Genomic DNA, 15585 nt, shown 5'->3' with positions numbered 1-15585 from the left:
GTGATTTACAATCCGGGGACTACGGCAAGTCTCGCTGCGCTTGATGCAACTCCGAGAGCGTCTTTGAGATTGTTCATCGCAATTTTCGATTTCGAGGCGAAGACGACAATCTTGTCGCCACCATAGATACGTGGGTTGCGGCTCTTGCCAGCACGAATTTCCTCCACATTGTAATTTGCGACCAATGTGTTTGGGCCGATACCGCGGTAAACAAAGACCTTTTTTGCGTCGCCAACGGCATTGAACCCTCCAGCAAGGGCGATCGCATCGATGAGAGAAGAATTGCTCGACACCGGGAAAATACCGGCCCTGGTGACTTCGCCGTCGACGGTAATGCGCTGTCCGATCGATTCCTTGACGAAGACCGACACATCAGGCGACTGCAGATAGTTGGCGCCGTAGGCCGTTTCGATTTCCTGCTCGAGCTGCCGGACGGTCTTTCCTGCCGCTGTGACGGTCCCGATAAGTGGAAGCGAAATCTGCCCGCCGGCGTCGACTTGAACGGTTCTGTTCAGATTGTCGACCTGGAACACATTCACCTCGATCACATCGTTCGGGGACAAAGGCTGCTCGTTGCCGTTCTGGGTGTTTTGCGGCGCGGGCAGCTCCTTTACGACCTGCAGCGCACCGCCGCCCGAGAGCGGCGCCGACGATGACGTCAGTTGCAGCGCATCGACCGGCGAAGACGATGTCGTTGATGAGGTGCTCGTGCAGGCAGCCATCGTGAGCGAAGCGAGCAAGACACTTATCGTGCCCATACAACTTTTTGCGGAATGAAAAACGCCCATTACGCCGTCCCACCCTTCAACAAGCGACCCAATCCCGCAAAGCGACCGGCGTTGCCGGGGCTTGGCTTTTTCGAACGTGCCTTTCCGACCGGATCGAGAGGCCGATTCGCCAATATTTCGCCTGGACGTTTGAACACCATATTGCGGGCCTCATCTTCCCCACATCGCTTCGCGGCAGCGGCGACTGCCTGCGAAAGCCCAGGACGCCGGCGGGTAGCGCCATGGGTGTCGGATGCGATAATATCTACCCTGCCTTCGTCAATCAGCTTTTCCGAATAGTAAAGTGCCGTGCGCCCAAAAGCACCAACAATCGAGTCTGCCGTAAGCTGAACAAGGCAGCCCATTGCATTCAACCTCTCGACAACGTCGTAATTTGCCTTGATCCAGGTCAGCCGCTCAGGATGGGTAAGAATCGGGACGAACCCGGCATTTACGAGACGTAGAGCAAGATCTTCCAGCCTTGGCGGTAAAACGTGATGCGGCGGTTCGAATAGAAAATAGCGAGACCTGTTTAACGTCGGCACATCGCCGAGAGCCAATTGCTCCGGAAGATCGGGCGCTACATGAACGTCGGCGCCGACATAAAGAGCGAGCGGTATTTCGGCCCGGCGCAGCGCCTGCTCCAGCCCTTGAACAGCTCGGGCAATATTTGCCGATCCGTTTTCATACATGCCTGGCACGATATGAGGCGTGCACGCCATATGGGTCGTTCCGTCTGCCACGGCCAGCCGCGCCATTTCCAGCGATTCAGCAAGACTGCGCGAGCCGTCATCAAGACCGGGCAAGATATGGGAATGCAGGTCGATCATTGACGTTTGTGGCCGCACTGAAGCAACGTGACATTTTCTCCCGGATAATAGGCAAATGCGCCACCCGCACGATAGCGAATGACGCATTTATCAAATTCAAGCAATGCTGTAGATGCCAGATTCAAGCTATTCGCCGACGGCGCTGTCGTCGTCGTGCAAGCTAATGATCAGCGTTGCCCCGTCATCCGTCACGATGCGAGTTCGCCCAAGACGAACCGCACCCATCTCCAACGCAAGCAATAGAGCGGTATGGTTGACGAGTTTCATCAAAACCCCGGCTCCAGCGGCGCGCCAAGGCACAGAGGGCACCGGCGACACAATCGCAGCAGAGGCAGTCACATGCCTTTGCTGCGATTGTCCTGTTGCGCCTAACGGCTCACGCCGTCGTCGTCATCCTGCGTTGCAGCCAGAATACCGGCGGCGGCAGCCATACCACCGAAAATGAATAGCGGAGTGTTGGACCGGTTGCCGCCCGGGGGAATCTGACCCGTATACTCAGAGCTAACGGCGGCTGCCGTCTGCTCAGAGCCCACAACTTTCAGGCAGATATTGTTCTCGACACGAGAAATGTCGAGGCTTGAATTAGCCGGCACATCTAGGTTGCAGCCACCGACCTTGACGGAAGCCGATCCCTTGGCTCCGACCACTACGCGGCTGCCGAAATCCAGCGCATTTCCCGCTTTGGCCGGGCCATAGCCGGCGGCTTGCGAAACCATTACGTCACCATTGGCGTGCCCGATGGAACCAATCGAATTCGCCGCTCCCTGGTAAGGGGTCGTACAGGTGCATGGCGTGTCCTGAGCGAAAGACGAAACCGAGCCGAAGCCGATTGAGGCGACAAATCCGGCCAACGCAATTTTTACAGTAAGGTTCATTCGTTTCGATCCTTTTTTCCCGCCGTACCTCGTCCCGCCCAAGTACCAAGGTATTGAACAAGCGCGTAACAGCTTTTTGCTTTGATTCCAACCTGCTTCGCAGGTGCGAGATGACTTTTTGGTTCCGCTGTGTTTCATCGGACACACTCACGTGGCAGATTTGAATTTAGCATTTTAGCGCCGGCCCATCTGGAAATTGTCGGAAAGTCAGGTCTATTTCTTGGGCCCTGATGACCGCCAATCGCGCCGTGCTTCGTACAGGGATTATGAGTCGACTCTGTTTGACTTGGGGGCGTCATCGCACATCCTGCCTTTCGTTTTATGACAGTCGCGATCCATGGGAATGCGAGGGGCAGTTAGGGAACCCGTGAGCTACGAACCCGACAAGCAAGATTTGTAGATCGGACCTGCCTGCGCAGGCTGACCGCACAGGATGCCGTTCTCGGCAAGCTTCGCCGCCAAATCCGTGCCATCGGACGTGAGGCATTGCACAACGATGGCATCACCAAACTTTGAGGCGACATTGCCGTCGCAAGGCGTCCCCGTGCCGACCGGTTTGCAGGTCAGGGCGAGCCCTTGGTAATCCCGGCGCGCCGCCTCCGTTACCATCGCACGCATAGATTGCGGCTTGGTAAACGCCACGCCGCACAACACAATCTTGCGGCCACCGACGCGAAGATCATCGACCGCCTGGATGGAAAGCTTGCCATCAAACGGCTCAAGCGCCGCTTGCGGCCTAGGGGGTTGCGAACGAACAGGCGTCCCTTTTTTCACGATGATGGCAAAGAAGCCAATCGCAAACGCCAAGGCAACGAGTGCCAGCAAGCCTATTTTCTTGAACGACAAAAATTCTCACTCCCGCCGTGGCCAAGCACGCGTCTCTCCGTCAATCGCTCTACCGAGATTCGCCGACCGTGCTGTCGAGATACTGGGTCAGCGCACAGACCAGATGGTAGAAGATGCTTGCCGGTACATCGCTCGCCAGCGAGCGCCCCCGCTCGTCGATGCGGTCTATCCACAGGCCGAGCGGCGCCGGATTGATGTGCCAACGGAACAGGCGACCGACACGTGCTTCGATCTCCGGCTTGAGGTCGGGACCGCCCGAACCGTCCAGTGCAATCGCTGCTTTGATTGCTTCGGCCTGCGGCCAACTGCGCGAGACAAGGTCGAGCGGCAGGCCTTGCCGCGAGACGGCGCCATAGGCGAGGCCGGTGGCGCGATTGAGGCCGTTGGCGATGGCCGAGGCATAGAGCTTTCTGGCAAAGCTGGTTAGTTCGCTCTGGCCGGTGCGCCCTGCGAAGTCGACCAGCAGCGAAGCCCATTCGAAATGGTGGCCGGGTTCCGTCCATCCGCCTTTCTCGCCCTCCGCCGGGCTCCACTCGGCGTCGAAATATTCGCCCAACGTCCAGCTTTCCGGATCGAAGAAATGGCTGCGAAACAGATCGACGATGCGCGCGGCGCGGCGAAGATAGGCGAGATCGCCGGTCGCTTGATGCCAGGCCAGGAAAGCCTCGAGCAGATGCATGTGTGGGTTGGAGCGGCGTTCGCCCGCGCCGCTCGACGTTTCGAGAAAGCCGGTCATGCGGTGATCCTCGAGATGCGCGTCGAGAAACGAAAACGTTTCTTCGCCAAGCCGCAATGCATCGGCATTGCCGACCATATGGGCATGCGCCAGCGCAAGGAGCACGCAGGAATGATCGTAGGCATCCTCTGTGGCATCGGCGACCGTGCCATCGACATTAAGCGTGCGCACCCAGCCGCCATTGTCGGTGCGGCCGTTCCTGTTCATGAATTCGATGCCGTGGCTGATCAACCTGTCGGCGGGCCCATCCCAGCCGCGCGCCTTGGCGACAGCGAAGGCGTAGACTTGCCTGGCCATGGTGCGCATGCGCTTAGGCTTCATCAGCGGTGTGGCGTCAAAGCCGAGTGCCTCGTGGAAACCGCCATGGCGCTCGTCGACACCGACCGTGGACCATAGCGGCACCGTCTCTTCAAACAGCCAGTGGTGAACGCGGCGCCGCCAAGCGCCGCTTTCGATCACGCGGTCGTCGGCGGGCGTGAACCTGGTTTCAAGCCGACCGCTCTTTTCGAGCTGCTCTACAATCTTCTTGACGTTCTGGCTGCGGCTGACCGGGGCGACGAAGGTGGCGTCGGCGGTCGAGACGATGGCAACGTCCTTCAGGCCGATGGCCGACAGCAAGCGACTGTCGCTGCGGATGTAGGAGTTCTCGCAGTCGATGGCGACGACGTCGCCGACGATGACGTTGCCCTCTTCGTCGGAGGGACCGACATCGAGCAGTGATTGCCAGGAACCGAGATCGTTCCAGCGGAAGCCGGCCGGTACCATGGCGATGTGACTGGCGCGCTCCATGATCGCGTAGTCGATCGACGTCGAGGGAATGGCGGCGTAGAGCTCCAGAGGCATATAGAGACCGGAAAGATCTGATGTCGCTGCCTGGTAGGCAATTTCGGTGGCATTCCATATCTCGGGCTCGAAAGCCGTGAAAGCGTCGCGCATGGCGCTGGCACGAAACAGGAAGATGCCAGTGTTCCAGTAGAAGTTACCGGCCGCCAGATAGCTTTGCGCGGTCGCGAGGTCCGGTTTCTCGACAAAACGCGAGACATCGCAGATGCCATCCTTCTCGCCGGCGACCTCGATATAGCCGTAGCCGGTCTCCGGCTGGCTAGGCTTGATGCCGAACACCACCAGCCGGCCCGCGCGCGCCGCACCGGCGCCGTTTTCCACGCTCTGCCAGAATTGCCGTGCGGTAGTGATCTCATGATCGGACGGCACCACCAGCACCAGGCTGTCGCCATATTCGGACAAGGTGCGCAGCGTCGCCAAGGCAACGGCGGCGGCAGTGTTGCGGCCGGTCGGCTCGAACAAGGGGCCGCCGCCGGAAAGGTCGAGGCCGGCGAGGTCGGCATGGACGCGGTCGGCGTGCCGCTCCGAGGCAATCAGGAAAATCGGCGTTTCACCATCCGGCCGCGCCGTCAACCGGCGCAACGTCTTGGCCAGCATCGAGCCATCGCCCGAAAAGTCATGGAACTGCTTGGGATTGTCCTCGCGCGACAGCGGCCACAGCCGTGAGCCAACGCCGCCGCTCATGACAAAACTGACGATCCGTTCGGTCATTGGGTGACACCTCTGACATTTTCAAACAAAGCAAGGAGCGCTGCCGCGTAGTCTCGGCGGCGCATTTGTTGCCGACCCTGCAGCACGGCGACACTATCGCGGGCTAAGCGTGGGCGCTGCCCGGCCTCCAGGAGTCGCTGCGCCAGCGCTTCTGCACTATCGGGTGCGAAGAAGAGCGATTCCGGCGCCTGCTCGCGATGCAGCGGAATGTCGGACAGCAGCATCGGCGTTCCCAGCGACTTCGCTTCCTCGACCGTGGTTGACCACCCCTCGAAGTGCGAAGGGTTCAGGAGATAGTCCGCGGCTCCGATCAGGGCGACGACATCGTCATAGGGAATCAATCCGAGGTGTCGAAAATGGCTTCCGAGCCGGTGCGTTTCCGCAAGCTCCATCATGCGCTTGAACAATGTCGGGTCGCGCGGATCGGTGGTGCGCCCCGTGAGGATTATCGGCGGCAAGGAGTCCAGCGCCCCCATTTGGCCTATATGCCTCAACGCCTCTATGACCAGCCTATGGTTCTTGTGGATCCAAAACTGGTTGGGGAGGAAGAAGAAACGCGCAGGCAGACCATGTGCCTGTCGCGCCTCATCGGCGCGCGCCAGGATGGCACCGGGATCGAGGTCGATAGCGAAACGCACGACAGCGGTCTTGTTGCGCGAGGCTGGATAGAATGTTTCGCAGTCCGCCAGCGCATCCCCACTCGATAGCATTATCGTACGATTTCCGGACGTCTGCAGGCGATAGCCGAGATCCCTGCGCCACCAGGCGCTACGCGGAAAGAGTTGCGGCAGGCGCCGGTGCTGGAAATCCGGGATCCAGGAAACAACCGGTACTGGAAACCGGTTCCCGAACCACTGGGCGACTTCAAAGACAACATCGATGCCTTGCGCAGCGACAAGGTCCGCGAAGGCACGATCCCTTCCGCCAGCAAGTGCGATCAGCCCTCGCCTGCCGAGCCCGGCGCCCATGACCCGGTCATCAATAATAGCGGGTGCAGCCAACATATGATCGAAGGACGCGCCAATGCTTGAATGCTGCTCGGGTGTAAGAAACAGTTTCGCCTGCACCTTACCACGCAGCTCGGAGGCGATAACGCTCAACATGTTGCGTAGATAGGATTCGCCGCCTGACCAAGTTCCGCGGCCGATGAGAGTGAAACCGACGGTAATCAAGGCGCGGCGCGCCGCTGACGACCGACAGGCTCGGCGAGAACGTCGGCGCGATACCAATCGACGTAGCCTGCAATACCCTTGCTGAGCGGCACCTGCAACTGAAGCCCCTCCGGGACGCCGGACGGATCCGAGATCAGATTGACAGGGTCGCCCCGCCGGGACTCACCAGAAAACGAGAGGCGATGGTTCCCTCCCCAGGCCTTCAAAATCATGCTGGAAATCGTGCTGACGGACGCAGCTGCGCCCGCACCGCCATTATAGATGGCGAAGCGCGGTTCGCCGGCAGGCAAAATGCGATGGATCAAACGCACGACATCCGAGACATGGTGCCAATCCCTCATTTCCGTACCCGTGCCGCCAAGCACAATGTCGGTTTCGCCTGCCGCGAGCCTGCCGCAGAGATCCCAGAGCAGCTGCTTGCGCAATCCTTCGCCATAGACCGAAAAGAGGCGAGCCACCGAGACCGGCTGGCCGTATGCGGCACAATATGACCGGCCAAGCTCCTCGACCATGCGTTTGTGATAGCCATACGGAGAATAGGGATCGAGCGCCGCGTCGACCCTGATCGAACCGGCATGCCCGCCGCCATAGACCGCAGCCGAGGATGCAAGAACGACAGGTGCATCGGGTGCGTGGCGGCGCAAGAAATCAAGCACACGAGCCGCAGAGACAACACTTTGTTCAAAGTCCTTCAGGGGATCGGCAATTGACTGGCCGACCGTTGCGCCACCCGCCAAATGATACACGGCTGCTGGGCGGCCATGCGCCGCCAGAGCCGCATCCAGCGTTTCCACGGTCACCCCGCCCGAAAGAAAGGCGCCGTGGGTTGCCATAGCAAACTCGGGTGCTTCTTTTCGACCGAAGCCAATGACGTGGCAGCCCTTTTGAGCAAGGAAACGAGCGAGGTGCAGGCCGATAAAACCGCCGGCTCCAGTCACCCAGACAGGCTTAGCCTCTTGTGATTGTGTCAAGAAATCAGTCCTTCCCGTGCTTATGGCAAAGGAAAGAGACCAGGCGCCCGGGCCGGCGGTCAACCGACGCGGCGACCCTGGCGACGACACCAAAGGGAACAGGCGAAAGAGCCAGGCGAACAACCGGGGAGAACGGGCCAAAGATTTTGGCGAGCCTCTCGCGAACCTCGGACGGTGTCATTGGGTCATAATTCACGACGGACTGGAACGAGTTCAATTCGCGGTCGATCGTAAGCCCGGCCTCCTGGATTGCAGCGCGGTAGGCCGCCAGCGTAAAGGCGTTCTCTCCACCGTAGAGGTGATGAAGCGGGTGAGCGCGCAGAAAAGGCTCGAGTTGCTGCGGCCCGGAGACCACATGGTCGCGCAACGACAGGATCGTCGCGCCTTCGCGAGAGAGGCGCGCCATCTCGCGGCAGAAAGCCGGAAGGTCATGGGCATGATGAAGCACCTGCCGTGCGACGACCAAATCATAGCCTGCGGCGGACAATGGGATCGCTTCACCGAAGGCTTCGATCACGTCGATGGGCGTGCCTGTCCTTTCGGCAAGCGTCCGGATCGCAGCGGCGCCGACGAGTGCGCTCGGATCAGGCTCAACTGCGGTTACGGACCAACCCTCGCGCGCCAGAGCGTAGGACAGAATGCCGTTGCCGGCGCCAAGATCGAGAGCACGGCCGACCTTGCGCGGGATCATGCTGCGAACCGCCAGGAACTCGGCGCTTTCGTGATAGCGCTGTGCGGCCACGACCGGGTCGTCGAAATAGGCAGCGCGGGCGAGCTCTTTCATCGAAGGCTCGCTCATACACCAGCGGACGGCGTCTTCCCAAGTCATGGCCGCTTCAGGCATCGAGAGAAACCATATGCTGGATTATCCCCGTGGTTTTCCGGCAACAACTGAATAAGGCGGCACGTTCTTTGTCACAACGATCTCGGTCACAACGATCTCGATCTCCTCGTCAGATTTGTCAGATGCGCCCACAACAGCCTCAGCTTGACGAGTGCGACAGCGCGTTCGGTCATAGGCTTGCATGCTTCGCCCGTCCACCACAAAGGCGGATAATTTCTCGGGTCGATCATGCTTCAGTAAGGAGGTTGTTCGAGACGTCCAGCTAAGCTACCGTTTTTAAAATTCGTCAAGTTCAGGCCACGAAAATTCAAACCGCGCGAAGTTCGTCCGCGTAAAATTCGCGACTGGCGAACCGGATAAGCATCATGTTTTTCAAGACGATATTCTGTGTGATCTGCCTTCTAGCCTGCTCATGGCCCGCAACGGCGGAAACGCGCGCTCCGTTCAGGCTTTTCGAAGCTATCCGGTTCGCCGGCGGGCCCGATTTGCGGGCGTTCGGCTTCGAGCATCTTACGATCGTGGACCCTCATGTTCTGGGACCAGATGTTCCCGACACCGGCCAGGTGCGGCAAGCGCTGGCAGTGCCGAGGAGCAACGAATACCTCAATGTCGACATTGAAAGCTGGCCCCTTGAGGGTCCGGATCAAGCATCGTCCATCGCGAAATATCAGAAGACGCTCAGCGCATTCAGAAAGGCAGACCCAAGCGTCAAGCTCGGGCTTTATGCTGTCTTGCCGATCAGGGATCATTGGAGAGCAATCGGCCATCAGGGCGCCGCTGCACTGGACGACTGGAAGCAGCAAAACACCAACCTCGCTTCCTCCCTCATCCCTTATGTCGATGCGCTATTTCCCTCGCTGTATACATTTTACGGCGACAAGGACGCTTGGATAGCCTATGCGCAATCCAATATCGGGGAAGCACGAAGGATTTCACAAGGAAAGCCAGTCTACTGCTTTCTGTGGCCGCAGTTTCATAATACGCTTGCGTTTCTGCCGGATGACCTCTGGTATACTCAACTGGATACTTGCAGGAGGCTGGCCGACGGAATCGTTATATGGGGCACTATCGGCAGCAATTCGCCCTATCGGCCAGCGAAATGGGATGAGAATGCGGAGTGGTGGCAAGCTACCTTGAGATTCCTGAACGAGCTTGAGAACGCTCCGTAGGCGGCAGGTGTTGATGGCTTACATCCGGCGCATACTGGTTTCGAGCGGCAATGTTATCCGGTATTTATGCGACCCTACTGGGCGCCCCGGTTGGGCATATGAGCGCCACATCACCCGTCGATGTGCCCACAATTCAAATGACCTCATGACATTGAAGCGGAAGATCAAGACGGTAATGATGATCCAAAGAAACGCCGATCCCCAGAGCGACCCAGAAAATTGCGCTCCGACGATGGCTTGCGTGGTCAAAAGCGGCAGAAGCACCAAGCGCTTGTCGGCCAGGAATTTTACCGCCAATGCTATCCTCACGAAAACCGGAATGAATATCGCCATACCGAGAAGCCCCATGGCTTGAAGGATCTCCATGAACATATTATGGGGATATATGAACAGAGGCAGTTGCGTTCCGTAGCCAAACAACGGGTTTTGCTGAAAAAGTTCCCACGATAGCGCAACCGATCCTAGACGTGCCGTCGTTGAACGGTCTTCTCCAATCGTCGTCAAATTGAGCTTATCGAGCAACGGCGTTATGTCCGTGATCGCCAACGCCAATACCGCGACCGCAAGACACAGCAGACACAGGATCATGGTGGTGAATTTAGGGCGGAGCATAGGAAGCACAACGATGCAGCATGCCAAGGCAACAACTGGACCGCGAGCAGCTGCTAGATAAATGGCGAATACCGAAGCGGCAACTACAGCAACAATTGCGATTTTAGCTATTTTTCTTCGGTAAATTCTTATCAGAGTATATGATGCGATAAGTGTAGTTAGTCCGGCGTGACCTATGGAAATAGGATTTAACCGATCGAGAGTAACTCGCTCAGTGTTGTCAAGCCGCACAGCGTTGGAGCCAGTATACTGCAGCCAAATGATACTCAGCACGCTCAACGCTCCGACGATGAAGAGTGCCCATGCTACATTGATCTCCGACCATTTGTTTGTCGAAAAACCCAGAAGAGCCGCAGGCACCATGGAAGTGAGAACGGCATATACAAGGGCGTCCGATGCCCCATCTATGTCGTAGCTGGCATCAATACCAAGCTTCATTGTATAAAGTCCGGCAAAAACAAATAGCCATGCGTCGGCCGACCGCCAAGCTTTCTGCCGGTCTGAAAAAAAAGACAGCCCACAGAGGCCGATTACCAGAGCGCGAAAGGCGATCGATAAGACTTGATCTTCTCTTCCGGTCACAGATGATACGATACCGACCAATGGGTAGCCGGCAATCGCCAAGGCAAAGCTCCAGGCCCACAAATCCTTATGGATCGGAACGGGTTTGCTGACATGCATAACGGCACCTGTTGAAACAGCTACATCGATACCATGTCTCGTTCAGTCGAGACAATGGGCTGGCGCCGGCCAGCTAATGCGCGTCGCCTAAAGTCCGCCCCTCGGGTTTCGTCCAGTTATCGAGCGACAGGAGAGGGCGAGGGATCAGATAACCCGTTAGACCAGTTCAAGAAACCGCTCATATTGGCGTTTCTTACTGTATTCTTCACGAATCGCGCGGTTCCCGGCCCACCCAATCCTGTCCCAGCTTCCCTCGTCCAGCTGCCGCTCGATTCTTTCCAATGCGTCCTGCGGCTGTTCATAGACGACCATGGTTTCCCCATCGCGCATCGGTGCGGGATAGCTACCGGAATCAGAGACCAGCAGAGCTCCGGCGCCCATCGTTTCGAAACAGCGCATGTTGCCGCGGTCAGGGCCTGCCATGTCGATCGAGGCGTTGACCACGATCTTGGCCCTTCCAAGCTGTTCATACATGGCACGCCCGAACACAGGGGGCGCGCTGACGTTGCGGATCGCACGTGGGCGGCGTACCGCTTTCAGAGGACCGAACCAGCCAAGCGGCGTCTCGGCGAGCGGCGTGTAGCGTGACAGGTCCAAATGGAAAACAACGCGGCGGCGGCTGGCAAGACCTGCGACAGCTTCCAAGATCTGCCGCCGACGTTGGTGATGGCGGCTGTAGCCACCGAAGAAAAGGACATCGATGTCCCTGCTCCGATTTGCAGCGACGGTATCGAGCTCCGGATCGTGAGCGGGAAAGAAGTGGGCCGTCCTGGCACCCTGCTCCTCCCAAAGCCTTCGCATTGACGGGAAATTGCAAAGCACAAGATCATAACCTGAAAAATCAATCCTGCCCGGTGCGGCGCGCCAGGCAATCTTTCGCTTCACATGTCCCGGCAAGCGGCGCACGAAAGATGCGTCGTAACGGAATGGATCGAGATTGTAGAAGACATCCGTCTTGTGGTGCTCGATCTGCGCAAGCAGAATGTCGGCCAGCGGCGTGTCTTGGCCCAGCCCGTTTTCGCTTGCCCACGCCCGCTGCAGCGATTCATCGTCGCCGTTCGTAAAGAATGCCTCCGGGCGACCCTCAAGTATCGGCGAGAGAATATGTGCAGCCCCGTAGCGGTCATTCAGAAACAACTGCATTTGCTGCTCGAATCCACTGCCCTGCCCGACGAGGTCAGCAAGCCGGGGCCGATAGCTTGGGTTGAGCCCAGAATTCTGAAAAATACGCATGGCCTCGTTCTGCTAGCGAGTGGGTTTCGTAGCGCTGATGACGAAGCCTGAACAGAAGACGCGCCAGTTCAGAACTGCGCAAAGATTCTCGAACAGAGCGACGGAAAGGTAGGCGGGCAAGAAGAAAGCAAAATAATCGCTGGCGCGGTAAAATGACCTGACATCGACCTGCTCAAATCCTTGGCCGCGAAACAATTTCGTCATGTCCGAAGGAGAGCAATGGTCAAAAAAGGCCGGATAGCCGGTAACACCGACTGCAGACGGCCTAAGGTGCGGGATCAGCCATTTTTGCAGAACCGGCCCGACGACCCGCAATGCCACCGAATAGGGGTGCCACTTCGACGGAATATAGTGGTGCATCACGCCACCTGGCCGCAGCGCCAAAAACATCGAACGCGCCGCCGCCTTGTTGTCCGGCACATGCTCCATCAAGGTGATCGAAATGAGCATGTCTGCTTGAACGTCGACGGGCTGCTCGATCGACTGGACAACAAATCGATCGTAGATCCGATAGCAGTCTGGCTTTTCCTCGATGTCGAGACCGATATAGGTGAAACCAGTACTCCGCCGCAGGAGCGGCCGGTCGATCCCGCCGACTTCGAGAATCGCCGATGGCCTTAGGCGCCCAATGTCAGTAGCAATACGACGTTCGAGCTCCGCCTTGTAAGACGGTGCGCCGAAAACTCGAGGAAAGCGACGTTCGAACCATGTCGCGGCATTCCTGTTCCAGCCAATAAATGTCTTGAGAACCACTGCACTCCCTTTTCCGGCCAACCGGTCTTACTGCAGATAGCTGCGTCCCAGCAGATATGGGACATAGACGGCTGCACGAGATTCGTCCCAAATCTCTACGTCGACGCCTATCACAGGCCTATGTTCGAGATATCGGCTTTTCGATTGAGACCCGGTCGCCAGAGCCGGCTTACGACTGTTAGCCGATTCCGCCGATCTTAACTTCTCTGGGCCGATTGAATAATCCCAGTCGATGAGCGCTTCTTACAATACATGACAGGCTCAAAGTCGATATCGTGACGACGTAAACGTCTTCAGATCACCTGCCGTCGCCTAGAGATCACAATCTACGAAATTGAAGAAATAGCAAATATCGCAAATGCATATGTTAGCAGGGTAGTCACCGTTGAGCCAACGATCCACCAACGCAACGAATGTAGAATATCTAGTGCCCGCATGGAATACGCGTTTCCGAGGAGTGAGGGGAACAAGCTGCCGAGCAGACCAACAACAATTGCAGCAACAGCTGCCGTCAGACCGAACGACGGTACCAATAACAACGCACATGTTGCTACGCTCACGGCAATAAACGCATGGCTTATGAAATTCCACCGAAGTATGCCAAAAGCTTGCCCTGCCATATAGAACGGCAAGCAATTCATTTGTATACTCCAACTCATATTCAAAGCCGCGTTTAAATATAGCATCTTTTTTGAGACAAACCCAAGAACAATTATACTCACGATTGGAGCTGCTAAGAATGTCAAGACGCAAACACCGACAGATGCCACAGATACAATCTTCACGCCTTTTGTTAACATTTTTCGAAATTGCGGGGCGTCTGGCCCGGGCAACGCCGCGAATGCTGGAACTATCGGAGCGGCAGCGGAAATTACCATGCCACGTATCTGTACGATCAAACGCGAGGCCAGTTCATACAGGGCGACCAAGGCGGGGCCCTCAGCGCCGTTGATCGCAAACTTTGCCAAAGGCTCAAACATCAATGCTGCAACGCCGGTTGCATTTAATCTTAATGCATATCCCGTCGTTTTAATGAATAGATCTTTCCGCCACCGAAAAGGTAGCCAGCCCAAGCCCTCTATATGACGCCTAAGTGTAATCCAACCGAAGACGGAAATGGAGGCTTGTTGCACGACCTGCGAAGCACCATACCCGATTACCCCAAAGCGCGGAACAAGGATCCAACAGGCGACAAGAAAAATGACGGCAGACGCTGTCACCACAATTGCCCGTTGATCTGCGCGTTGGGTGCCATCAATGGCAGAAGTAACTGCTACGGCGATGGAACCAAGCACCATCGTAGCGACTACCCAAGGCAATAGCATGTGAGATTCTGTTAAAAGCCGCGGCGGGATGAAGCTCGGTATCGCCACAGGAGCGAAGATCCATATAGCAAAGCCTAAGCCTCCATTAAACGCGAAGCTCGTGAGCAAGACCGTGTGCACAATTTCGCTTGCTGCATGAGTCTCACCATCCGGCGCTCGCATTGCGACAAAACGAGCCAGGGAGGCAGCTCCGCTTACGTCACCAATACGAACGAACGCCGTCGCGGCGAAAAGCAAAGATAGGACGCCGAGCTGTTCTAGACCAGCATGGCCAATGACCAATCGATACGCCAAAAATAAACATAGCGAGACAATCAGACTCTGAGCAGCTGCAAACACTGCATTTCTGGAAAAACTACCGCTAGATATAAAGGCGAGACGACTAGGCTTTTCCAAAAGGCGATCTACTTTCTGCGGAAGTTTCCTCTAGTCAACTCCATACCCCAATATTAACTCTCCCTTCCTGGGACCTTGAAATAAACCATATCCACCGCCGCCATCCTCAACGTGTCGGGATCCCTAAAGACCGTATTAATGTCCCACAGCTCAAATTTTTCTGAAGAGAACACATCTAATATCTCAGCAATATCGCTCTGGCCGCTGTATAGTTTATCAGTGCATACCTCCACAATAGCTCCATCGATAATAGAAATTGTTTCCTTGGAGCCATCCAGGACCTGCTTTTCAAACCCTTGGACATCGATCTTGAGGAATATTTTCTTTGCGGCGGAAAGATAGTCCTTGATGGCAACGTCAAGGCGCTCGGTCGGGACGGACGTACGTCCAACCACCTCGACCCTCGAAACGGTCTCTACAAACTTTTTTGTCGGCTCCAGGAGTGAACTGCTGGTGTCCGATCTCGTAATCTGCATCTCAGCCAATCCGGCTCGATCGCTTAGGGCCATTCGCGGTGCGATCTTCCACCGCCCGTTGAACGGTCTAGCCGCCTGGATCAATTGAGCATGCGCGTTGGGCAACGGCTCAAACGAAACTATCTCCCCCAAGTAGCCTGCGTGAAAAATCTCCTTAGAAAACTGCCCCCGGTTAGCGCCAACGTCTATGATCAAATCAATACCGTGGTGATTCAAGAACTTAACAAGACGTAACTCGGGGCGCGAACGGGGACCGCTCACTCTCAATTCCAGCCCAAAACGGTGGCCCAGGTTTTTAATTGCCGATTTCGCAGTGTGCGTGATTCTCTCAATGCCCATATTTAC

The 15585-nt window shown here is 56.9% G+C and carries 15 protein-coding genes; 1 reads left to right on the top strand and 14 read right to left on the bottom strand.

Annotation, left to right across the window (positions count from 1 at the left end):
* Positions 1–5: 5 nt before the first annotated feature.
* The 9 genes from RPG13_RS13805 to RPG13_RS13765 form a co-directional block, all read right to left on the bottom strand.
* A complete protein-coding gene (locus RPG13_RS13805) occupies positions 6–740 on the bottom strand; it encodes a polysaccharide biosynthesis/export family protein (protein ID WP_337125315.1) in 735 nt (244 codons plus the stop codon).
* A 47-nt stretch (positions 741–787) separates the two neighbouring features.
* The gene (locus tag RPG13_RS13800; RefSeq protein WP_337125314.1) at positions 788–1597 is read right to left on the bottom strand and encodes a tyrosine-protein phosphatase; all 810 of its coding nucleotides are present in this window, start codon (positions 1595–1597) and stop codon (positions 788–790) included.
* A 126-nt stretch (positions 1598–1723) separates the two neighbouring features.
* A complete protein-coding gene (locus RPG13_RS13795; RefSeq protein ID WP_337125313.1) occupies positions 1724–1864 on the bottom strand; it encodes a hypothetical protein in 141 nt (46 codons plus the stop codon).
* A 101-nt stretch (positions 1865–1965) separates the two neighbouring features.
* Complete coding sequence (locus RPG13_RS13790; protein ID WP_095486122.1) at positions 1966–2472, bottom strand: hypothetical protein; 507 nt, start codon at positions 2470–2472, stop codon at positions 1966–1968.
* Between the two features lie 372 nt (positions 2473–2844).
* Complete coding sequence (locus tag RPG13_RS13785) at positions 2845–3318, bottom strand: hypothetical protein (protein ID WP_337125312.1); 474 nt, start codon at positions 3316–3318, stop codon at positions 2845–2847.
* 49 nt (positions 3319–3367) lie between these two features.
* Entirely contained in the window at positions 3368–5608 is a 2241-nt protein-coding gene (locus RPG13_RS13780) for a mannose-1-phosphate guanylyltransferase/mannose-6-phosphate isomerase (protein ID WP_095486124.1), read from the bottom strand.
* Positions 5605–6780, bottom strand: a complete 1176-nt coding sequence (locus RPG13_RS13775) for a glycosyltransferase family 4 protein (protein WP_126103186.1) — start codon at positions 6778–6780, stop codon at positions 5605–5607. Before RPG13_RS13775 ends, RPG13_RS13780 begins: the two co-directional genes overlap by 4 nt.
* Entirely contained in the window at positions 6777–7814 is a 1038-nt protein-coding gene (locus RPG13_RS13770; protein WP_158302599.1) for an NAD-dependent epimerase/dehydratase family protein, read from the bottom strand. The genes RPG13_RS13775 and RPG13_RS13770 overlap by 4 nt, the downstream gene beginning before the upstream one ends.
* Positions 7756–8535 carry a class I SAM-dependent methyltransferase gene (locus tag RPG13_RS13765; protein WP_337125311.1) on the bottom strand — a complete coding sequence of 260 codons (780 nt, stop codon included), beginning with the start codon at positions 8533–8535 and terminating at the stop codon, positions 7756–7758. The genes RPG13_RS13770 and RPG13_RS13765 overlap by 59 nt, the downstream gene beginning before the upstream one ends.
* A gap of 425 nt (positions 8536–8960) precedes the next feature.
* Between RPG13_RS13765 and RPG13_RS13760 the strand changes: the two genes are divergently transcribed.
* The gene (locus RPG13_RS13760; RefSeq protein WP_337125310.1) at positions 8961–9764 is read left to right on the top strand and encodes a hypothetical protein; all 804 of its coding nucleotides are present in this window, start codon (positions 8961–8963) and stop codon (positions 9762–9764) included.
* An 18-nt stretch (positions 9765–9782) separates the two neighbouring features.
* On the opposite strand, the gene RPG13_RS13755 is transcribed toward RPG13_RS13760, so the two are convergent.
* The 5 genes from RPG13_RS13755 to RPG13_RS13735 form a co-directional block, all read right to left on the bottom strand.
* Entirely contained in the window at positions 9783–11000 is a 1218-nt protein-coding gene (locus RPG13_RS13755; protein WP_337125309.1) for an O-antigen ligase family protein, read from the bottom strand.
* 213 nt (positions 11001–11213) lie between these two features.
* The gene (locus RPG13_RS13750) at positions 11214–12290 is read right to left on the bottom strand and encodes a glycosyltransferase family protein (protein ID WP_337125307.1); all 1077 of its coding nucleotides are present in this window, start codon (positions 12288–12290) and stop codon (positions 11214–11216) included.
* 12 nt (positions 12291–12302) lie between these two features.
* Positions 12303–13043, bottom strand: coding sequence for a methyltransferase domain-containing protein (locus RPG13_RS13745; RefSeq protein ID WP_337125304.1), 741 nt, complete (start codon positions 13041–13043; stop codon positions 12303–12305).
* A 326-nt stretch (positions 13044–13369) separates the two neighbouring features.
* Positions 13370–14707, bottom strand: a complete 1338-nt coding sequence (locus tag RPG13_RS13740; protein WP_337125302.1) for a polysaccharide biosynthesis C-terminal domain-containing protein — start codon at positions 14705–14707, stop codon at positions 13370–13372.
* 110 nt (positions 14708–14817) lie between these two features.
* Positions 14818–15579, bottom strand: coding sequence for an FkbM family methyltransferase (locus RPG13_RS13735; RefSeq protein WP_337125300.1), 762 nt, complete (start codon positions 15577–15579; stop codon positions 14818–14820).
* Positions 15580–15585 lie beyond the last annotated feature (6 nt).

The organism is Mesorhizobium sp. ISC15 (assembly GCF_037162615.1).
Taxonomy (GTDB): domain Bacteria; phylum Pseudomonadota; class Alphaproteobacteria; order Rhizobiales; family Rhizobiaceae; genus Mesorhizobium; species Mesorhizobium mediterraneum.
The sequence above is the reverse complement of the archived record's forward strand: the minus strand, read 5'-3'. Positions and strand labels throughout refer to the sequence as shown.